Here is a 20,681-nt window from a genome sequence, read left to right as displayed (position 1 = left end):
GTGCTCCTTACAGCGAAATGAAAAAGCCGACAATCGCCGCGCTCATCAGGTTCGAAAGCGTACCGCCGATCATGGCCCGCAGGCCCAGCCGCGCCAGTTCTTGACGCCTTTGCGGGGCGATACCCGTGAGGCCGCCCAGTTGGATGGCAATCGAGGACAGGTTGGCAAAACCGCACAGGGCGAAGGTGACGATCACTTGGGCGTGTGCCGACAACAGCGGCACCCCGGCTGCGGCGGCCTTGTCCGCGGTCAGGTAGTTGGCCAGGTCGGCATAGGCGACGAACTCGTTGAGCACCAGTTTTTCCCCGATAAAACCGCCGGCCAGCACTGCCTCATGCCACGGCACCCCGAGCAGAAAAGCGATCGGCGCCAACACGTGCCCGAGCACCAGTTGCAAGGTCAGCTGCGGGTAGCCAAACCAGTTGCCCGCCCAACCGAGCAGCCCGTTGAACAAGGCGATCAGCGCGATAAACGAAAGCAGCATCGCGCCCACCGCCAACGCCAGGCGCAAGCCGACCTGCGCGCCCTCGGCAGCCGCGTCGATGATATTGGTCGGCCGATTCTCGGCCTGCCCCAGCTCTTCAATCACCTCGTCGGTGCGCGCCGCTTCGGTTTCAGGCTCCATAAGCTTGGCCATCAACAACGCCCCCGGCGCCGACATGAAACATGCGGCGATCAGGTATTTGAGTTCCACCCCAAGCCCGGCGTAACCGAGCAGCACCGAACCTGCTACCGCGGCAAAACCGCCGACCATCACCGCGAACAACTCAGAGCGCGTCAGCTTGGCAATGAACGGCCGTACCACCAGCGGCACCTCCGACTGGCCGATGAAAATCGCCGACGTCACCACCATCGACTCGACGCGACTGGTGCCCAGCAGCAGACGCAGGCCGCCGCCCACCAACCGGATAATCCAGCCCATCACGCCGATGTAATACAGCACCGAGATAAAGCTGCCGAAGAACACAATCATCGGCAACACCCGGATAGCGAATACAAACCCGCCATTTCCGAACACTTCAAACATATGCGGAGAACTCAAACCGCCGAACAGAAACTCGATGCCTTTGTTGGCGTAGAGCTGCAGGGAGGCTACCGCGCCCGACAGCGCGGCGAGCACCGTCTGGCCCCAGGGCACGTACAGCGCAAAAGCGCCGATCAGGACCTGGATCACAAAGGCGACCGAAACCGTGCGCCAGTTGATCGAGCGTCGCTGGTGGGATAAAGCAATGGCAATGACAATAAGGGTCGCTATTCCGACAAGACTGATCATGCAGGCGTCTCAATAATGGACCGAGCGGACACAGGCCAATTGGCCTGCCCAGGGTTAGAAAGCGTCGAAGGCGCCCGGCAACAATTGCGCCAGGGTCCAGGTACGCGTGGTGGCAGGGTCACTGCCCTGGCAAATCACCACTGCATCCTTGGCCATCAACTCCAGCATCACCTGGCGGCAGGCACCGCAAGGGCTTATCAGTGAAACGTTGGGTGCGTAAACCGCGATGGCCCTGAAACTGCCCGGCGCATGGCCCTGGCTGATGGCACTGAACAAGGCGCTGCGTTCGGCACAATTGGTCAGCCCGTAGGAGATGTTCTCCACGTTGCAGCCCAGTACGACCTCACCATCGGCGGTCAGCAATGCCGCGCCGACCGGAAACCTGGAATAAGGTGAATACGTACGCTCGGCCGCCCGCTTGGCCTCTTCCATCAAACGCTGTTCAATTGTCATTTACAGGGGCATCCCATTTTCTTGCGAGCACGTCCAGGAAGGTCGTGACGCTCTTATGGGTGTTATTAAAATAACATTTGATGTGAATACTCAATCTTTATTTTTAGCCGTGAGCGAAAGTGGGCTTGGCCTGCGCCGATAGTTGCAACAGGCCACACGCGCCAAACGCCCTCTATGCAACTCCCAACCCCAAACTCTCGCGCAACGTCGTGCCTTCATACGCCGTGCGATAAACCCCGCGCTCTTGCAGCAACGGTATGACTTCCTGCGTAAACCGCGTGAACTGCCCCGGATGCCCAATGTAAATATTGAACCCATCCACCGCCCGCGCCTCCAGCCAATCGGCCATTTTCTGCGCGACAGTATCCGCCGTCCCCACAAACGCCCCCGGCCGCAGTTGCCGACCAAATTCCACCGCCTGACGCAAGGTAAACCCCTTCTCCCGCGCCTGATCAGCAATGCGCTTGGCATTGGTAAAAAAGCTGCTGCGTGCAGCTTCCAGGCTCTCCTGGGGAAACGGCGCATCCAAATCGTATTGGCTGAAATCATGCCAGCCGAAATTACGCCCAAACTCCTTCAGTGCCAGCTCAAAACTATGGTCAGCCTGATGGTAATACTGCTCGATTTCACGCGCATGCTCGTCGGTATCGCCTACATAGATTTCCGCGCCGGGCATCACCAGTAACTGCTCCGGGTCGCGCCCGTGTTGCAGCGCCCTGCCCTTTATATCCCGGTAAAACGCCCGGCCCTGCTCGATGCTGGCGGCGTGAGTGAAGATCACATCGGCGGTGGCGGCGCCCAGGTCGCGGCCTTGTTCCGAGTCACCGGCCTGGAAGATCACCGGCTGGCCTTGGGGCGAGCGCTGGATATTCAGCGGGCCGACCACTGAAAAGTGCTCGCCCTTGTGGTTCAGGCTGTGCAGTTTGCTGGGGTCGAGAAACTGGCCCGTCGCACGGTCGCGCACGAAGGCGTCATCCTCATAGGAATTCCACAAGCCCTGTACCACCTGGACATGTTCGGCGGCGCGGCCGTAGCGGGTGTCGTAGTCGTAATGCTCGTCACGGCTGTAGTTGCCGGCGGTGCCAGCGTCACCGCTGGTGACCACGTTCCAGCCGGCGCGGCCTTTGCTGATCAGGTCCAGGGAGGCCAAGCGCCGTGCCACGTTGTAGGGCGAGTTGTAGGACGTTGTCAGTGTGCCGACCAAACCGATATGCCGTGTGCTGACGGCCAATGCCGATAACAGGGTCAGCGGCTCCAGGCGATTGAGGTAGTGGGACGGCGAGCCGGGCGTGATGAACTGGCTGTCGACGATGAACATCAAGTCGAACAGTGCGGCCTCCGCCTGGCGGGCAATGTCGATGTACCAGTCGACGTTGACGCTGGCATCGGCCGGTAACTCGGGGTCAAGCCATAGGTTATGGCGGCCGGGGCCGCCGCAGCCCATCGTCAGGGCGCCAAGTTTCAGCTGTCTTTTAGTCATTTGTTCAGTGTTCCTTGAAGCGTTTTGGCCACGGCGGGTTGCAAGGCGGCCGCGAATGAATCGTCGAACAGGCTGGCCGCCGAATAGGACTTGACCAGGCCTTGGCTGGCAAAAAAGTCCACGGTCTTTTGCGCTTCCACCGGTGACTGGGCCGTGACCGGCTCAACCGTGGTGCGCGCGCGGGCAAACCAGGCGCGGGCGATGTCGGCATCGGCGCGGGTACGTTTGGCCCAGGCATCCGCATACGCATCGGCATTGGCCGGGCTTTGGCGTGTCCAGTCGCGGGCCTTCTTCAAGCGCTGCAGAAAGTCGCTGATGGGTGCGCGTTTGCTCTCCAAGGCCTTGGTGTTGGCGGCAATAAAGCTCTGCGCAGGTATCAACCCCTCAGCCGTTGCCAGCACCCGTGCGCCTTGGCGTTCCTGTTGGGTAACGTAGGGTTCCCAGGTGGCGATCACATCAACCGAGCCGCCTTCCAACGCATGGGAAGCATCCAGCGCGCTGAGGTACCGCAGCTCCAGCGAGTCATGTGGCACGCCGGCTTTGTCCAGCGCCGTCAGCAGCAGTTGCTGGCTCCAGGAGCCTTTCCAGATGGCCGCGCGCTTGCCGGCAAGGTCGGCAAGGCTGTGGATCGAGGAGTCTTTTCTAACCAGAATCGCCACGCCTTCGAGGTTCTGTCGGCTGATGCCAATCACTTTGATCGGCGCGCCGAGTGCCCCCAGGAACAACACCGGCGCATCCCCCAGCAGGCCGATGTCCAGGCTGTTGGCATTCAGCGCTTCGGCGACGGGCGAGCCGGCGGTGAATTGTTTCCATTCCAGGGTGTAGGGCAGGTCGTTGAGCACCCCCGCTGCTTCCATCACGGCCTGGGCGTTGTAGCTTTGGTCGCCTACCACCAGCGTTTGCGCGTGCGCAGTCAGGCATAGCAAGGCGGCGGTCATCCCGGCCGTCAGTGTTGTCAGGTAACGCACGTTTTTCTCCAGAAGCCTGTTTATAGGGAGGGAGAAGATGAGGGACTGATCATCCAGTGTAAAATACTGATTATGCATATCCTAATTCTACAAGAATGCGGAATATGCATTTTATAGCCATCGGTTCCGCCGAAACTCAGGTACCGACATTGCATAGCGCCCGGCACCACCTACACTGGTTTGAGTCCAGCGTCCCTGATGCACCTGCAGTCATTGCTCAACAAAAAACAGTTAGCCAACTGATTAATAGAGTCAACATGAAAGAGCAGCCTCGGCAGCGTGTATCACACGTTCTCGCTCCGCTTAGCCTCCTGTGCCTGGCCCTCGCCGGCTGCACCGTCGGGCCGGATTTCGCCCGACCCGATGTGGCCGCGAACGCCGACTATTCAAAAGAAAAACTCACCACCACCGCCCAGGCCGATATCGACACCGGTGGCGCCGCGCAGCGGCTGATCGCCGGGATGGATATTCCTGGCCAGTGGTGGACGCTGTTTCGTTCGCCCGCCTTGAACGCATTGGTCGAAGAAGCCTTGAAGGCCAGCCCGGATGTGAGCGCCGCGCAAGCCGCGTTGCGCCAGGCCAACGAGTTGGTCTACGCCGACCAGGCCTCCTTGTTCCCGTCGGTGAGCGGCAATGTGCAGAAGGCCCGTGAGAAAGTCTCGGGGGTCACCTCCGGTGTGCCGGAATCGCCGATACTCACCGTCAGTTCTGCGTCGCTGAGCGTCTCCTATGCCCCGGATGTATTCGGCGGTACGCGCCGGCAAATCGAGTCGACCACGGCGCAGGCCGAATACCAGCGCTTCCAGCTGGAGGCGACTTACCTGACCCTGACTGCCAATGTGGTCAATACCGCCATCAGCCTCGCGTCTGTGCGTGATCAAATCGCGTCTACCGAGGAAATCATCCGCCTGCAGGGCGGCCAGCTTGACCTGCTGCAAGCCCAGCGGCGTTTGGGGGCGATTGGCGATTCCGACGTGCTGACCCAGCAAACCGCACTGGCGCAAACCCGTGCGACCTTGCCGCCGTTGCAAAAGCAATTGGCGCAGACACGCAATCAGTTGATGGCCTACCTGGGGCGCTTCCCGAATCAGGACCAGGGCGAACGCTTCAACCTGGCGTCCTTGCAGCTGCCCGAAGAAATGCCGGTGAGCCTGCCGTCGGCCATTGTGGGCCAGCGCCCGGATGTGCGTTCAGCCGAGGCTCAACTGCATCAGGCCAGTGCCAATATCGGCGTGGCTGTCGCCAACCAGTTGCCGCAGTTCAGCATTACCGGCTCGCTGGGTTCCACGGTGGCAAGCGGGACCAAGCTGTTTTCATCGGGCTCTGGCGTGTGGAGCCTGGCGGGTTCAATCACCCAGCCGATCTTTGACGCTGGCGCACTCGAACACCGCAAACGCGCAGCCGTGGCCGCTTACGACGAGTCGGCGGCGCGTTATCGCGGCACGGTGGTAACCGCCTTCCAGGACGTGGCCAACGCACTGCGGGCGCTGGAAGCCGACGCCGACGCGCTCAACCAGCAGGTCGTGGCCGAGCGCTCCGCGCAGGCCAACCTGGATCTGGTCCAGGCCCAGTTCCGTCTCGGCGCGGTGGCCTATATCAACCTGCTCACGGCCCAGCAGACCTATCAAAACACAGCACTGTCACGCGTCAAGGCCCAGGCCGCCCGCTACAGCGACACCACCGCCCTCTTCCAGGCCCTGGGTGGCGGTTGGTGGAACCGTACGGATGTGAACCCGGATACCAAGGGCAGCCCGGATCGCTTCGGCCTGCCGTCGTGGCAGGAAATCATGCCGGCCAAGAGCAAAGCCGCGCCGGCCGATGCCGCGCGGCTCAACTGAATCAACAGCGAGAAACCCCATGGCTGAAGTCACCCCTGTCTCTGCCCCGCCACCGGCCCCCAATGGCCCGCGCAAGCGGCGACTGTGGCGGCCGATGCTGATCATGATCGTGGTGGTGCTGGTGATTGTCGCGATCATTGCCGGGGTGAAGTTCGTGCAGATCTCGGCGCTGATCGCCCAGTCCAAACAGCCCTTGCCTGCAGCGGTGGTGACGGCGATGCAGGTGCCATTCAGCGATTGGCAACCCAGCGTCTCGGCGGTGGGCTCGATGAAGGCAGTGCGCGGCGTAGATGTGACCACGGAAGTGGGCGGCATCGTGCGCACCATCGGGTTCAAACCCGGCCAGGATGTCGAAGCCCAGGCACTGCTGGTGCAGTTGAATGCCGACTCCGACATCGCGCAACTGCACTCGCTCGAGGCCACAGCCGACCTCGCCGTCATCGTGCTCAAGCGCGACAAGGCGCAACTGGCGGTCAACGCAATCTCCCAGGCCCAGGTCGACAGCGACACCGCCGACTTGAAGGCCAAGCTTGCCGCCGCCGAGCAGCAGCGTGCGCTGGTGGCGAAAAAGACCATTCGCGCACCGTTTGCCGGGCGCATCGGTATCACCAGCGTCAACCCCGGCCAATACCTCAACCCCGGCGACAAGATCGCCACGTTGCAGACGTTTGATCCTGTCTATATCGACTTCAGCGTACCGCAGACGCAGATGGAAGCCATCGCCATTGGCCAAAGCGTCGCGGTAACGGCTGACGGCCTGTCCAACCAGACGTTCAAGGGCCGCATCAGCACCATCGACACCCAGTTCGATGCCACCACGCGCAACATTACCGTTGAAGCAACCGTGGAGAACCCCAAGCAAAACCTGGTGCCCGGCATGTTTGCCCGTGCCGTGGTCAGCTCGGGCGCCACCCAACGCTACCTCACCGTCCCGCAAACGTCGGTGACCTACAACCCGTATGGCACCACGGTGTTCATTGCCACCTCGAGCAAGAATGACAAGGGTGACGAGGTGCTCACCGCGCAACAGACCTTTATCAAGACCGGGCCGACTCGCGGCGATCAGGTCGCGATCCTGTCCGGCGTCAAGGAAGGCGATCTGTTGATCACCAGCGGCCAGATGAAGCTCAAGAACGGCTCGCCGGTGAAGGTCGACAACAGCGCCGCGCCGCTGAACGACCCGGCGCCGACGCCCCAAGAACATTAAAGGTGTCCCATGAAGCTTACCGATACCTTTATCCAGCGACCGGTGTGGGCCATCGTCGTGTCGCTGTTCATTCTGATCCTGGGGCTGCGCTCGATTTTTGAACTGCCGGTGAATCAATGGCCGCGCACCGAAAATACCGTGGTCACCATCACCACCTCCTACTACGGCGCCGACGCCTCCACGGTCGCCGGTTTTATTACCCAACCGCTGGAATCGGCGATTGCCCAGGCCCAGGGCATCGACTACCTGGCTTCGTCGAGCATCACCGGCATCTCCACCATCACCGCCACGCTGCGGCTGAACTACGACGCCAGCAAAGCCCTTACCGAGATCAACACACAGGTCAACTCGGTCAAGAACCAGTTGCCGGCGCAAGCCCAGGAGCCGGTGCTGACCATTGCCGTGGGGCAGACCACCGACGCCATGTACCTGGGTTTTTACAGCGACACGCTGCCGACCAATAACATCACCGACTACCTGGTGCGGGTGGTCAAGCCCAAGCTGGACTCGATCCAGGGCGTGCAAACCGCCGAGATCCTCGGCGGGCGCCAGTTCGCCCTGCGCGCCTGGCTGGACCCGGACAAACTGGCGGCGCATAACGTCACCGCGCAGGACGTGTCCACGGCGCTGGCCAACAATAACTACCTGTCGGCCGTTGGTTCGACACGCGGGCAAACCGTGACGGTCGACCTCACCGCCGGCACCGATTTGCACACAGTGGATGAGTTCAAGCGGCTGGTGATCAAGCAGAAAGGCGATGCGCTGGTGTACCTGGAGGATGTGGCCACCGTCACCCTTGGCGCCGAGAACTATGACAGCAGCGTGGCGTTTTCCGGCAAGCGCTCGGTGTTTATTGGCATCAAGGCGGCGCCCACCGCGAATATCCTCACCGTCGCCAGCAGCGTGCGCGAAGCCTTCCCCGAGTTGCAATCGCAACTGCCGGCCGGCGTGCGCGGCGAAATTGTGTATGACTCCACCGCGTTTATTAACACCTCGATTTACGAGGTGGTGAAGACCCTGGTCGAAGCCATGATCATTGTGTCGGTGGTGATCTACCTGTTCCTCGGCTCGTTCCGCGCGGTGATCGTGCCGTTGGTGGCGATCCCGTTGTCGTTGGTCGGCACCTTCTTTGTGATGTACCTGCTGGGCTATTCGATCAACCTGCTGACCTTGCTCGCACTGGTATTGGCCATCGGCCTGGTGGTGGACGACGCGATTATCGTGGTGGAAAACGTCGACCGGCACATCAAGGAAGAAGGCAAAGGCGTGCTGGAGGCCGCGCTGGTGGCGGCGCGGGAGTTGGGCGGGCCGATCATCGCGATGACTGTGGTGCTGATTGCCGCCTATGTGCCGATCGGGCTGCGCAGCGGGCTGACGGGCGCATTGTTCAAGGAGTTCTGTTTCTCGCTGGCGGGCGCTGTGACCGTGTCGGCCGTGGTGGCGTTGACCCTTTCACCGATGATGACCTCCAAGTTGTTCAAACCAGGGCAGGAGGAAGGTCGTTTCGCGCGCAAGCTCGATGACTATTTTGATTGGTTGCGCAAGCGTTACCACCGCGTGCTGGCGGGCGGCCTGAATATCTGGCCGGTGCTGGTGACCTTTGGTTTTGTGCTGTTCTTGCTGGTGGCCGCCAGTGGCATGACGGCCAAGAGTGAACTGTCGCCCACCGAGGACCAAGGGCTGGTGTTTATGCAGATCAAAGGCCCACCCACCGCCTCACCGCAGCAGATGGAGCGGATTGCCGACCAGGCCTTCCAGATCGCCAATAAAGAGCCGGAATACGCGCAGATGTTCCAGCTCACCGGCCTGCCCGCGCTCAACCAGGGCCTGGGCGGCGTGCTGCTTAAAACCTGGGATGAGCGCACACGCTCCCAGGCCCAACTGATTCTGGATTTGCAGCAAAAGTGGAACCAGGTGCCGGGCGCCACCATTGCCGCCTTCCCGCTGCCGTCGCTGCCGGGCGCCCAAGGGCTGCCGGTGCAGTTTGTGATCACCACCACCGATTCGGTGGAAAACCTCAACGAAGTGGCGCAGGCGGTGATGGCCGAGGCACAGAAACAGCAGCTGTTCTGGTTCTCCGACATGGATTTGAAACTCGACAAACCTCAAGCCAAGCTGGTGGTGGACCGCGAAAAAATCGCCGCGCTGGGCATGACCCAAGCCGATGTAGGTGCCGCGCTGTCGGCGGCACTCGGCGGCAATTATGTGAACTACTTCTCCACCGCCGGGCGCTCCTACAAAGTCATTCCCCAGGTGCTGCAAGTCGACCGCCTCAACCCGGACCAGATTCTCGATTACTACATCCGCACGCCATCGGGCAGCATGATCCAGGCGCGCACGGTGGCGCACATCGAGACCTCGACCCAGCCGGAATCGATCAACCACTTCCAGCAACTCAACTCGGCAACGCTATCGGGCGTCAGCGGCGTGGCCCAGGGCGAGTTGCTGGCCAAGCTCAATACCATCCTCACCAACGTGGCACCGTCGGGCTACACCTCGGATTTCTCCGGCGAGTCGCGCCAGTTCATTCAGGAGTCTGGCGGCTTCGTCGGGCTGTTGTTGTTTTCGATCCTGATCGTTTACCTGGCGCTGGCGTTCCAGTTCGAGAGCTTTCGCGACCCGGTGGTGATTCTGTTCTCGGTGCCGCCTGCCCTGTTCGGCGCCCTGGCCTTTATCACCATGGGCTACGCCTCGATCAACGTGTACACCCAGGTCGGTTTGGTGACGTTGCTGGGGCTGATCACCAAGCACGGCATCCTGATCGTGCAGTTTGCCAACGAATTGCAGCGCGCTGGTCACAGCAAGCGTGAGGCGATTGAAGAAGCGGCGGCGGTGCGGCTGCGGCCGATCCTGATGACCACCGCCGCCATGGTGTTGGGCGTGGTGCCCTTGGTGTGGGCGTCGGGCGCTGGCGCTGCGGGGCGGCATGATATGGGCCTGGTGATCTTCAGCGGGCTGTCGATCGGCACGTTGCTGACGCTGTTTATGGTGCCGGCGATGTATATGTTTATTGGTGAAACCCATCATAAGGACGTCGAACAACCGGGATCCGTGCCCGTGGCGGTGCCTGACCACAGCCGGTAACCTGAGCGCTCACCCACGCTGACCACCGAGGCGGCACTTGGATTATTTCGCTGCGCTAACCGCCTTTGTCGAGGCCGCCGAAGGCAATAATTTCTCCCGGGCGGCTGAGCGACTGGGCATCAAGGCGTCTACCGTCTCGCGCTATGTGAAGGATCTTGAGCAGGACTTGGGCATCGCCCTGTTCAACCGCTCGACACGCACGCTGCACCTGACCGAAGGCGGCCAGACGTTTCTGCTGCACGCCCGCCGTGTGCTGGATGAGCTGGAGCAAGCCAAGGCGGCGACCTCGGCGCTCAACCAGCAACCCCGTGGGGTGCTCAAGCTCAATTTGCCACCGGCGTTTGCCCGGCACCATATCCTGCCGGTCTTGAACGTGTTCCTGGCGCGCTACCCGCAAATCAAGCTGGAATTGGTGCTGGATAACGCCCAAGTCAACCTGATTCATTCAGGCGTTGACCTGGCCATTCGGATTGGCGCCCTGCCCGACTCCACGCTCAAGGCGCGCAAGATCTGCGCGGGAAAGTACCTGCTGGTGGCCAGCCCGGGGTTTTGTGAGCAGTACGCGGCCCCAGCGACTCCGGCAGACCTGTCCGGCCTGCCCGCCATCCTGAGCACGCATGATGTTGCCTTCGAGGCCGGTGGTGAAGTCTTGCCGCTGGTATACGGCGACTGTATCCGCATCAACGACCTGGACGCGCAGTTGCTCGCTGCACGCCAAGGCCTGGGCTTTGCCTTGCTGCCTGATTGGCTGGTGAGCAAAAGCGTTGAGGCGGGTGAGTTGCAGGTCTGGTTGCCGCACTGGAGCATTCTGGGGGCTGAACAGGCGTTTGCGGTGTGGTTTGTCTACCCGCCCAAGCGGATCGTGTCGTCCAAGGTGCGCTGTTTTATCGACTTTGTCGTCGAGCAGCTGGGTGAAACGCCCTATTGGAAATAAGGCCGACCTGAGCGGCTGGCACTAAAGCAAAACCTGTGGGAGCTGGCTTGCCTGCGATGCTAGCACCTCGGTACATCAGGCATACCGAGTTGATGCAATCGCAGGCAAGCCAGCTCCCACATTTTGACCGAGTACTGTCAGCTGAAGCGGATATCCAGCGCCCGCAGGTAGGTTTGCAGCCCTGCATCCTGGATAGGGATCAGGAATGCCTCGGTGTCTGACTCATTGAAGTGCGCATGCCAGTAACCCGGCGGTGTCACGAACGCCAGCCCCGGCGACCAGTCCACCCGCACCGGATTACGTATCTGGCCATCAGCGTCCAGCTCAGTGCCCACCAATGAGTAACAGCCCTTGGGGCAGTCGATAATGAAGTCCAGCGCAATCGACTGGTGCCGGTGCGGCTTCTGGATCGAGCCCGCCGGCAGAATGCCGTACATGGCCCAGAGCACATGCGTGACGGTTCGGGTCTGGGGGAAATTGCGGTTGCCCAGCAAAATGCTGATGCGGCTGCGGTCCTGGGCGCGGGGGTCATCCGCGGCTTCCCGCAGCTTCTGGTTGGCCAGCGCGGCGGGGTACAGCGTCGGCACGAAGCGATCAGTGCTGCGGGTCACGCCCAGGTAGCGCAACAGCGGTTCATCATGCACGTAGTACAGGCGTGCATCCTGTGACGCACTGAAACGCGCAGGCTGCAGGCCAGGCAGCGCGATAAAGCAACCGCTCGACCATTGGATCTCATGTTCGCCCTGCACCACGCGGCCTTCGCCTGCGATGACATAAAACACCTGTGAGGTCGCATTGGGGTGCAGGTCCAGGGCGTCACCGGCGTTCAACCGGATAAAATTGGCGCACAACCCTGGCCCGGTCGCCGGGCCTTCACAGCCCAGCGCTTGGCTGAGGTCCAGCGCGACCACCCGCGAGGCGCCGCTGTCGTAGAGCGAGGCCGGGAAGCTGTGGTAGGGAATCCGGGTAATCAGGTTGGCGCTGATCGGGTTGGCCGCCTTGCTGTACTCGAAGTACTCGGCGTCCACTTGCTCGTTTGGCACTGTATCGGTCAGGTCGGGTTTGAACTCGCTGTTCATGGTTCACCTCAGGCTTGGGCGGGTTTGAATCCACTATAGGCATCGCGTTTGTAGAGATTAAGCACTCCGCCGGCACAGCAGTTGTGCAGGATGGGGCGGCTTTGCCCCGCGACGGTGCAATCGGCCTGTCCAGCGCCTGAGCGTGAACCGATGATCCATGTGTTCGGCGCCTGTCTCATGCTCAAACGTCATAATCCCAGGTTCCTCTGCGTGGTAATCTTGGCGCCACCACGAATAGACATTGATCGTCACATGACGATGACCAAAGCCAGGAAAGAACATGCCAAAGATTTCTCACTCAGCGTTGCGCCGCAACTTCCGTGAACTGCTTGCAAAACAAATCTGCGTTGAAACCGCCTCCGTCTTCGACCCCATGTCCGCGCGCATCGCCGCCGACCTGGGGTTTGAAGTCGGTATCCTCGGTGGTTCGGTCGCCTCGTTGCAGGTACTTGCAGCCCCCGATTTTGCGTTGATCACACTGAGTGAGTTCGTTGAACAGGCCACCCGCATCGGCCGCGTCGCCCAACTGCCGTTTATTGCTGACGCCGACCACGGTTACGGCAACGCCTTGAACGTGATGCGCACCGTCGAAGAGCTTGAGCGTGCCGGTGTGGCCGCGCTGACCATTGAAGACACACTGTTGCCGGCGCAGTTCGGGCGCAAATCCACCGACCTGATTTCCGTCGAAGAAGGGATCGGCAAAGTGAAGGCGGCGCTTGAAGCGCGTGTCGACCCTGAACTGTCGATCATCGCGCGCACCAACGCCGGTGTGCTGCCGACCGAAGATGTGATCGCACGCACCAAGGCCTATGAGAAAGCCGGCGCCGACGGCATCTGCATGGTTGGCGTCAAAGACTTCGACCACCTTGAGCAGATCGCCGCCAACCTGACGGTGCCGTTGATGCTGGTGACCTACGGCAACCCGCAGCTCAATGACAGTGAGCGTCTGGCGGCCCTGGGCGTGCGCATCGTGGTGGCCGGCCACGGCGCCTACTTTGCGTCGATCAAGGCCACTTACGACAGCCTGCGCGCCCAGCGCAAGCTGACCAGCAGCACGTCCAACCTCAGCGCTACGGAGCTGACCCATACCTACACGTTGCCGGAAAGTTATGTGGCGTGGGCTGAAGAGTTCATGGACGTTAAAGAGTAATTGCCGCAACGGTGCTGATTGTTGCAATCAGCACCGGATACTCACGGTGAGGGCTGCTTCAATCAATCCTCCAGCGTTCCCCGCGATTATTGCCCGTGCCTTTGTAGCCACCGTCTCCATCCGGCTCCCAGCCGCCCCCCGCATTCAAGCCGGTGCCGATAAAGCCACCGCGACCATCGGACTCAAGCCCCCTGCCCTCGTTCTTGCCGGTGCCTACATAGCCGCCCCGACCATCGGACTTGTACCCACGCTTGCGGTACTCGCCGGTGCCCTCATACCCGCCGTTGCCATCGGAGCGCCAGCTGGCGCCTGAGGCCTTGCCGTCGCCACGGAAATAGCCTTTGCCGTCAGACCGGTAATCCTCACCTGAGTTAAAACCTGTGCCCTTGTACCCGCCCGAACCGTCCGGGCTGAACCCGCGGCCATTGTTGTAGCCGATGCCTTTGAGGCCACCGTCATCGGCGGGAATATAGCCTTTGCCCATATTTTTACCGGTGCCCCTGAGTGATCCATCTTCTTGCAGCGCGTAGTCACCGCCCAGGTTTCCCCCGGTACCTCTAAGGCCGCCGTGGCCGTCCGGCTCATAACCGTTCCCTGTATTGATGCCGGTGCCAATAAAACCTTCGGCCGCCAGCGCTGAGGCACTAAGCCCCAATAAAACGGTAGCGAGCAGGATACATGACGCTTTTTTCATGAGGCCTCTGGTCCTTTCAGAGAGGATGATGGGCGCCATGATAGGGCATGGGTTCTGCGCCGCAACTGCAACCCAAGTAAAACAGGCAACCATTGTGGCGAGGGAGCTTGCTCCCGCTGGGGCGCGAAGCGTCCCTGAAAAACGGGCCTGCTGCGCAGTCCAGCGGGAGCAAGCTCCCTCGCCACAGTGATGGTGTTGCGCCTTGCGTCAGTAATTGGCGTTGGGATTTCCCACGTCCACCTTCTCGCAGTGTGTCTTTCACGCCACTCTGGGAAGGATTATTGGAGCGTAAGTGCAACAGTCTTGTTACAAACAAAATAATTAGGCGCGCGCAAGCATATCGCCACTACTGATGGCGACTTAGAAGTATCAACATGGATATATATTTATTGATATCAGCTTAAAAAATCCGCCGCAGAGCCTGCGGCGGCAAACCAAAGGTTTTGTCGAAGCAGAGCGGCTAAGACCCTGTCAACGCTACACCCATGGGACATTAAAAGAGGTGAAGTTTAATTAATCGAGTTTAATCCTCGGCACCGCTGCAGCCCTCGAAAAATATGATAAAAATCAGCTTCGACAACCACGTCGAGCACAATAAAAACAGCATTACGCTCACCTGAAACATCTGCCATACAACCTTAAGCGCTATCCAAGCATGCGGTGTTTCTGTGCACGCGTTAATTATTCCGGGGAACTAACAACATGATCAAACAGTGGAGCCTGTTAACGCTGGCGGTGTGCGCCAGTATCAGCCAAGCGGCCCTCGCCGAGTCGGTCAGCGACCAGGCCGATTCCAAAGGCTTTATCGACGGCAGTAGCATTACCGGGCTGTTGCGCAACTATTACTTTGACCGCGACCGCCAAAGTGGTAAGGCCGACAACCGCGACTGGACCCAAGGCGCGATGCTCAACTACGCCTCGGGCTTTACCCAGGGCACCATCGGTTTTGGCGTGGATGCCTACGCCTACGGCGCGATGAAACTCGACGCCACCCACGCCGATGCCGGCACCGGTGAATTACCGACCAACCGCAATGGCGACCCGGAAAATGGCTATGGCTCAGTGGGCGCTGCGGTAAAGATCAAGGTTTCCAAAACCCAGCTTAAATTCGGTGACATGCAACCCACCGCGCCGGTATTCGCCACCGGCGGCACGCGCATTCTGCCGCAGACCGCGACCGGGTTTGACCTGACCAGCAGCGAAATCGCAGGCCTGGACCTGGAAGCCGGGCACTTCACCAGCACCAACAGCGGCATGACCAGCAACCATGACCACGATATCTACGCGACCTACGCCAACGTAGCGGCCAACAGCGCAAGTTTTGTCGGCGGCAAATACACCTTTACCCCATCGTTGAGCGCGACCCTGTATGCCGGTGAGCTGGAAGACATCTGGCGCCAGTACTACACCAACCTCAACTACGTGATCCCACTGGGGCATGACCAGTCACTCGCGCTGGACGGCAACCTGTACCGCACCCTCGACACCGGCAGCGCCAAGGCCGGGGCCATCAACAACACCACCTACTCGGTGGCGGCGGCCTACTCGTTCCTGGCGGCGCATACCCTGACGCTGTCGTTCCAGAAAGTCCACGGCGACACGCCGTTCGACTACATCGGTACCGGCAACAACGGCGCGGGCGAAGGCGGCGACTCGGTGTTCCTGGCCAACTCGATCCAGTGGGGCGACTTCAACGGGCCGGGTGAACAGTCGTGGGGCATTCGTTATGACCTGAACATGGCCAGCTACGGCGTACCGGGCCTGAGCTTCATGACCCGCTACGTCAACGGCTCGGACATCAACGGCACCCACACCCCGACCAACAGTGCCTACGCCGGCGACTATGGCGCCGACGGCGACCACCACGAGACCGATGTGGAAGCCAAATACGTACTGCAAAGCGGCCCGGCGAAGAACCTGTCGTTTCGTGTGCGTGACGCCATGGTTTCATCCAACGCCGACCAACGCGACGGCAAGTTGAATGAGCTGCGGGTGATCGTCGACTATCCGTTTACTCTGTTGTAAGTGACTTGGATGCGCGGGCCGATGGTTTCGTGGCCCGCGCAGACCGGTCTGGGGCTGTGCAGCACGTTTTCAAACGTCTCACGACCTGACAATGAACCCGCTGTAATCGGTGGACGGCTGCATTTCATAGTAAGTCTGCTGAGCATTGAGCGTAGGAACAGGACCATGCAGGAATAATCTCACGTGCTGGCCACTGGTCCAGCCTTCAGCCACAGGGTCATTGGGTTTGATTTTCACACGGATGGGCACGGGCTTATTGGCTGTCTCGAACTTCAGCCAAGTCACGACCAAGATGGCTTTGTCCAGGGCAGTGGCAGTCGCTTGGGCATACATGACCTTCTGATCACATCCCAGCAGCGCAATGTTCTTTTGGGATGCGTTCATCTGAGCGAAAGCATCGAAGTAAGTCAGTTGTTGCCCGGCGATCGATAACGGCACTTGCTGATGTTTACTCACTGACATTGCGGACCATGCGTCGACCACTTCGGCCAATGTGCCCGGGTGCATGGCAGGCGCCTTACTTACCTGCGCTACCAAAGCCTGCTTTTGCATCTGCGAAGGCTTGGCTCCTTTACGTCGCTTGGCCAGTTTGCCCAGATGACTGGGAATCAACGGCGGCGCTATATGGGCAGGTCTTGGAGTGAGTTGCACAGGAACGTCGGACGCTTGAGTTTTCTCCTTTTCGTGGGCGCAGCCCGGCTCGTGTGAATTCAGGGCTTTGAAAAAAAAGTTATTCCTTTTCGAAATTGAAGCTACAACTTCTTCGAGGCAACAATCGCAAAAATAGAAGAGTTCTCTGTCGCTATGGGCAAAGCTGGCTGACACCTTCGCATCCATGTCCCAACACACTGCCACCGTCATCAGTTCTTTTGCCATTAGGTGTGCTTCCGTTCACTTAACGTTGTTTAGCACACCAGCTTACCCATCAACGTTGTGAACGACCACCGCAACGGACGCCGTGACCTTGCCGTCCCCTGTGTTTAAACTGCGCGCCAACGTTCGTTCAAACTTTTATGAGGCGCCCATGGCCAACCACGACCTGTCCTTCACCCCCGACCCGGATGCCGACTCCATCTCCAGCGACGTCATCGGCTTCAATGGCATCCTGGTTTCCACCCAAATCCCGACGCACGCCGACGGCAGCCTGGAACTGGGCGATATCACCCTGCAAAGCGAATGCACCCTGCAAGCGCTGAAGGTCGCGCTGGAGAAAGCCGGCAGCTCCATGGACCGGGTGATGCACCTGACCATCTACCTCACCGACATGGCTGACCGCGCGGCATTCAACGAAGTCTACAAACGCTTTTTCGCCAAGCCCTGGCCTGTTCGTGCCGCCGTTGGCGTGGCTGCCTTGGCGGTAGAAGGCATGCGTGTGGAAGTCACCGCGATGGCCGCCAAAGCCTGAGTTCCAAGCCTCAGCACACATCCACTGTGGGAGCTGGCTTGCCTGCGATGGCATCACCTCGGTATGCCTGATGTACCGGGTTGCCTGCATCGCAGGCAAGCCAGTTCCTACATGACAGCCCTGCGGTAGATGCCGGTCAGTCATTTCACAGCTACAATGCGCGCCTCAACCGTGACAAGCCTGACTAAAAAAACTATGTCCTTGCCCAAGCACCACCTGGAATTGCTCAGCCCTGCCCGTGATGTCGCCATCGCGCGCGAGGCTATCTTGCATGGCGCCGACGCCATCTACATCGGCGGCCCAAGCTTCGGCGCACGCCATAATGCGTGTAATGAGGTGAGCGATATCGCTCAATTGGTCGAATTCGCCCGCCGTTACCACGCCCGCGTGTTCACCACCATCAACACCATCCTGCATGACAACGAGCTGGAGCCTGCGCGCAAGCTGATCCATCAGCTCTACGACGCCGGGGTCGATGCCTTGATCGTGCAAGACCTGGGCGTGATGGAGCTGGATATTCCGCCCATCGAGCTGCATGCCAGCACCCAGACCGATATCCGCACCCTGGCCCGCGCCAAGTTTCTCGACCAGGCCGGTTTCTCGCAGTTGGTATTGGCCCGTGAGCTGAACCTGCAAGAGATCCGCGCCATCGCCGACGAGACCGATGCCGCCATCGAGTTCTTCATTCACGGTGCGTTGTGCGTGGCGTTCTCCGGGCAGTGCAATATCTCCCACGCACAAAATGGCCGCAGCGCCAACCGTGGCGACTGCTCCCAGGCCTGCCGCCTGCCATACACCTTGAAAGATGACCAGGGCCGCGTCGTGGCCTTTGAAAAGCACCTGCTGTCGATGAAAGACAATAACCAGAGCGCCAACATCCGCGCCCTGGTCGAAGCCGGCGTGCGTTCGTTCAAGATCGAAGGTCGCTACAAGGACATGGGCTATGTGAAGAACATCACCGCCTATTACCGCCAGCGCCTTGATGATGTGCTCGAAGACCGCACGGACCTGGCCCGTGCCTCCAGCGGCCGTACCGCGCACTTCTTCCTGCCCGACCCGGAAAAAACCTTCCACCGTGGCAGCACCGACTATTTTGTCACCGACCGCAAGGTCGACATCGGCGCCTTCGATACCCCAACCTTTACCGGCCTGCCGGTGGGTGTGGTGGAAAAAGCCGGCAAGCGCGACTTGCAGGTGGTCACCTATGAGCCGCTGTCCAATGGCGACGGCCTCAATGTGCTGGTCAAACGCGAGGTCGTGGGGTTCCGCGCCAATATCGCCGAGCCTAAAGGCGAATTTGAGGAGGACGGTGAGAAGCGCTATCGCTACCGCGTCGAGCCGAATGAAATGCCGGCCGGATTGCATCAACTGCGCCCGAACCATCCGCTGAACCGCAACCTCGACCATAACTGGCAACAAGCGCTGCTCAAAACCTCCGCCGAGCGCCGCATCGGCCTGGCCTGGGTGGCACGTCTGCGTGAAGACCAGCTTGAAGTCACCGCCACCAGCGAAGAAGGCATCAGCGCCAGCGTCACCCTGCCCGGCCCGTTTGGCGTGGCCAACAAGCCGGAACAGGCGCTCGACACCCTGCGCGACCTGCTTGGCCAACTCGGCACCACCGAGTACCACGCCACGCACATCGAGCTGGATGCGCCGCAGGCGTTCTTCATCCCCAACTCGCAGCTCAAGGCCTTGCGCCGTGAAGTGATCGAAGCACTGACTGCCGCACGCGTTGCCGCGCACCCGCGTGGCGGGCGCAAAGCTGAAACCTCACCGCCGCCGGTCTACCCGGAAGCGCACCTGTCGTTCCTGGCCAACGTCTACAACCAGAAGGCCCGTGATTTTTATCACCGTCACGGCGTCAAGCTGATCGACGCGGCCTTCGAAGCCCACGAAGAAACCGGCGAGGTGCCGGTGATGATCACCAAGCACTGCCTGCGTTTCTCGTTCAACCTGTGCCCTAAACAGGCCAAGGGTGTGACCGGCGTGAAAACCAAGGTGGCGCCGATGCAGTTGATTCACGGCGACGAAGTGCTGACCCTCAAGTTCGACTGCAAGCCATGCGAGATGCACGTGGTGGGCAAGATCAAGGGGCATATCCTTGGGCTGCCGCAGCCGGGCAGTAAGGTGGAGCATTTCAACCCGGAAAACATCATCTTTCAGGGCACGCACTAGCCCTTGGGGCGCGGGGCCACCACCAGCCCCGCTGCAACCCCGCTGCCGCCAGCAGGATTGCGGCCACGCCCAGCCATTGCAGCCAGCCCAGGCGATGGCCGAACGCAATCCAGTCAACAAAAATCGCCGCAATCGGATAGATAAACGACAGTGCCCCGGTGATGGCGGTGGGCAGTTTCTGGATCGCGCCGTACAACAACACGTACATCAAACCGGTGTGTACCACCCCAAGCGTCACCAGTGCAGCCCACGCATTGGTTGACACCGGCAGGCTGTTCCAGGGCACCAGCGGCGCGAGTAACAGTGCGCCGGTTGTCACCTGGATCAACGCCATCAAATGCGGCGGCACTTCCTTCAGGCGCTTGATGATCAGCGCGGCAATCGCATACAAAAATGCCGCCCCCAAGGCCAGCGCAATACCCGCAAGGTAAGCCTCGCCACCGCTTTGCTGCTCACCATGGGCGGTGACAATCGCCAACATGCCGAGGAACGCGACGCTCAACCACGCCATTTTCTGCACGGTGATTTTCTCACCGAGAAATACCGCGGCCAGCATCACCAACATAAACGGCTGCACGTTGTAGACCGCCGTGCTGATGGCAATTGAGGCGTGGGAATAGGATTCGAACAACAGCAGCCAGTTGCCGACGATGGCCACGCCACTGAGCATCGCCAAGCCGAACTTGGCCCAGGTGAGCAATTCCAGGCGCAGATAACCCAACAATGCGCAGACCAGCAACAAGGCCAGTGCGCCGATCACGCAGCGCCAGAACACCACCTCGATCACCGATACACCAGAGACCAATACAAACCAGCCAATGGTGCCCGAGATCAGCATGGCGGCGACCATTTCCCACGACCCGCGACGGATAGATGTGTCCACGATGAAAGCTCCTCAAGTGAGGCGCAATTATGG

General features: G+C 60.4%; 16 protein-coding genes. 8 read left to right on the top strand and 8 right to left on the bottom strand.

The features are described from left to right. Positions 1–7 precede the first annotated feature (7 nt). From HU759_RS15040 to HU759_RS15025, 4 genes are all read right to left on the bottom strand, one after another. The gene (locus tag HU759_RS15040) at positions 8–1,273 is read right to left on the bottom strand and encodes a NupC/NupG family nucleoside CNT transporter (protein ID WP_186616892.1); all 1,266 of its coding nucleotides are present in this window, start codon (positions 1,271–1,273) and stop codon (positions 8–10) included. A 54-nt stretch (positions 1,274–1,327) separates the two neighbouring features. After that, on the bottom strand, positions 1,328–1,726 hold the full coding sequence (locus HU759_RS15035; protein WP_026013575.1) for a cytidine deaminase: 399 nt from the start codon (positions 1,724–1,726) through the stop codon (positions 1,328–1,330). 172 nt (positions 1,727–1,898) lie between these two features. Continuing rightward, a complete protein-coding gene (locus HU759_RS15030; protein WP_186616893.1) occupies positions 1,899–3,206 on the bottom strand; it encodes an LLM class flavin-dependent oxidoreductase in 1,308 nt (435 codons plus the stop codon). Beyond that, a complete protein-coding gene (locus tag HU759_RS15025; RefSeq protein ID WP_170037214.1) occupies positions 3,203–4,174 on the bottom strand; it encodes an ABC transporter substrate-binding protein in 972 nt (323 codons plus the stop codon). Before HU759_RS15025 ends, HU759_RS15030 begins: the two co-directional genes overlap by 4 nt. Before the next feature lie 257 nt (positions 4,175–4,431). Here HU759_RS15025 and HU759_RS15020 point away from each other — a divergent pair, with 257 nt between their 5' ends. The 4 genes from HU759_RS15020 (at position 4,432) to HU759_RS15005 (ending at position 11,237) form a co-directional block, all read left to right on the top strand. Continuing rightward, the gene (locus HU759_RS15020; RefSeq protein ID WP_186616894.1) at positions 4,432–6,012 is read left to right on the top strand and encodes an efflux transporter outer membrane subunit; all 1,581 of its coding nucleotides are present in this window, start codon (positions 4,432–4,434) and stop codon (positions 6,010–6,012) included. Positions 6,013–6,106: 94 nt separating this feature from the next. Beyond that, positions 6,107–7,219, top strand: coding sequence for an efflux RND transporter periplasmic adaptor subunit (locus HU759_RS15015; protein ID WP_170037736.1), 1,113 nt, complete (start codon positions 6,107–6,109; stop codon positions 7,217–7,219). A 9-nt stretch (positions 7,220–7,228) separates the two neighbouring features. Beyond that, on the top strand, positions 7,229–10,303 hold the full coding sequence (locus HU759_RS15010; RefSeq protein ID WP_099549768.1) for an efflux RND transporter permease subunit: 3,075 nt from the start codon (positions 7,229–7,231) through the stop codon (positions 10,301–10,303). Between the two features lie 37 nt (positions 10,304–10,340). Next, entirely contained in the window at positions 10,341–11,237 is an 897-nt protein-coding gene (locus HU759_RS15005; RefSeq protein ID WP_186616895.1) for a LysR family transcriptional regulator, read from the top strand. Between the two features lie 137 nt (positions 11,238–11,374). Here HU759_RS15005 and HU759_RS15000 read toward each other — a convergent pair whose 3' ends face one another. After that, positions 11,375–12,316, bottom strand: coding sequence for a cupin (locus HU759_RS15000; RefSeq protein ID WP_169986001.1), 942 nt, complete (start codon positions 12,314–12,316; stop codon positions 11,375–11,377). 280 nt (positions 12,317–12,596) lie between these two features. On the opposite strand from HU759_RS15000, the gene HU759_RS14995 reads away from it, so the two are divergent. Continuing rightward, a complete protein-coding gene (locus tag HU759_RS14995; protein ID WP_017135623.1) occupies positions 12,597–13,466 on the top strand; it encodes an oxaloacetate decarboxylase in 870 nt (289 codons plus the stop codon). Between the two features lie 58 nt (positions 13,467–13,524). Here the strand turns inward: HU759_RS14995 and HU759_RS14990 are convergent, their stop codons facing one another. Continuing rightward, positions 13,525–14,160, bottom strand: a complete 636-nt coding sequence (locus HU759_RS14990; protein WP_138453387.1) for a hypothetical protein — start codon at positions 14,158–14,160, stop codon at positions 13,525–13,527. Positions 14,161–14,862: 702 nt separating this feature from the next. Here HU759_RS14990 and HU759_RS14985 point away from each other — a divergent pair. Beyond that, positions 14,863–16,185: an OprD family porin gene (locus HU759_RS14985; RefSeq protein ID WP_176992218.1), complete on the top strand. Its 1,323-nt coding sequence runs from the start codon at positions 14,863–14,865 to the stop codon at positions 16,183–16,185. A 78-nt stretch (positions 16,186–16,263) separates the two neighbouring features. Here the strand turns inward: HU759_RS14985 and HU759_RS14980 are convergent, their stop codons facing one another. Then, positions 16,264–17,061, bottom strand: a complete 798-nt coding sequence (locus HU759_RS14980) for a hypothetical protein (RefSeq protein ID WP_186616896.1) — start codon at positions 17,059–17,061, stop codon at positions 16,264–16,266. Between the two features lie 148 nt (positions 17,062–17,209). On the opposite strand from HU759_RS14980, the gene HU759_RS14975 reads away from it, so the two are divergent. Both HU759_RS14975 and HU759_RS14970 read left to right on the top strand, forming a co-directional pair. Then, positions 17,210–17,590, top strand: coding sequence for a RidA family protein (locus tag HU759_RS14975; RefSeq protein WP_017135617.1), 381 nt, complete (start codon positions 17,210–17,212; stop codon positions 17,588–17,590). Positions 17,591–17,785: 195 nt separating this feature from the next. Then, the gene (locus tag HU759_RS14970) at positions 17,786–19,765 is read left to right on the top strand and encodes a U32 family peptidase (protein ID WP_186616897.1); all 1,980 of its coding nucleotides are present in this window, start codon (positions 17,786–17,788) and stop codon (positions 19,763–19,765) included. On the opposite strand, the gene HU759_RS14965 is transcribed toward HU759_RS14970, so the two are convergent. Next, on the bottom strand, positions 19,743–20,648 hold the full coding sequence (locus HU759_RS14965; RefSeq protein ID WP_138449487.1) for a DMT family transporter: 906 nt from the start codon (positions 20,646–20,648) through the stop codon (positions 19,743–19,745). The two genes, HU759_RS14970 and HU759_RS14965, sit on opposite strands and share 23 nt — an antisense overlap. Positions 20,649–20,681: the final 33 nt, after the last annotated feature.

Source organism: Pseudomonas sp. OE 28.3 (assembly GCF_014268205.2).
GTDB classification, from domain to species: Bacteria; Pseudomonadota; Gammaproteobacteria; order Pseudomonadales; family Pseudomonadaceae; genus Aquipseudomonas; species Aquipseudomonas edaphica.
The sequence above is the reverse complement of the archived record's forward strand: the minus strand, read 5'-3'. Positions and strand labels throughout refer to the sequence as shown.

Coding starts and splice junctions, on each gene's coding strand:
- HU759_RS15010 (WP_099549768.1), top strand. CDS start 7,229: ATGAAGCTTACCGATACCTTTATCCAGCGACCGGTGTGGGCCATCGTC.
- HU759_RS15000 (WP_169986001.1), bottom strand. CDS start 12,316: ATGAACAGCGAGTTCAAACCCGACCTGACCGATACAGTGCCAAACGAG.
- HU759_RS15015 (WP_170037736.1), top strand. CDS start 6,107: ATGCTGATCATGATCGTGGTGGTGCTGGTGATTGTCGCGATCATTGCC.
- HU759_RS15040 (WP_186616892.1), bottom strand. CDS start 1,273: ATGATCAGTCTTGTCGGAATAGCGACCCTTATTGTCATTGCCATTGCT.
- HU759_RS14995 (WP_017135623.1), top strand. CDS start 12,597: ATGCCAAAGATTTCTCACTCAGCGTTGCGCCGCAACTTCCGTGAACTG.
- HU759_RS14985 (WP_176992218.1), top strand. CDS start 14,863: ATGATCAAACAGTGGAGCCTGTTAACGCTGGCGGTGTGCGCCAGTATC.
- HU759_RS14980 (WP_186616896.1), bottom strand. CDS start 17,061: ATGGCAAAAGAACTGATGACGGTGGCAGTGTGTTGGGACATGGATGCG.
- HU759_RS14990 (WP_138453387.1), bottom strand. CDS start 14,160: ATGAAAAAAGCGTCATGTATCCTGCTCGCTACCGTTTTATTGGGGCTT.
- HU759_RS15035 (WP_026013575.1), bottom strand. CDS start 1,726: ATGACAATTGAACAGCGTTTGATGGAAGAGGCCAAGCGGGCGGCCGAG.
- HU759_RS15030 (WP_186616893.1), bottom strand. CDS start 3,206: ATGACTAAAAGACAGCTGAAACTTGGCGCCCTGACGATGGGCTGCGGC.
- HU759_RS14970 (WP_186616897.1), top strand. CDS start 17,786: ATGTCCTTGCCCAAGCACCACCTGGAATTGCTCAGCCCTGCCCGTGAT.
- HU759_RS14975 (WP_017135617.1), top strand. CDS start 17,210: ATGGCCAACCACGACCTGTCCTTCACCCCCGACCCGGATGCCGACTCC.
- HU759_RS15020 (WP_186616894.1), top strand. CDS start 4,432: ATGAAAGAGCAGCCTCGGCAGCGTGTATCACACGTTCTCGCTCCGCTT.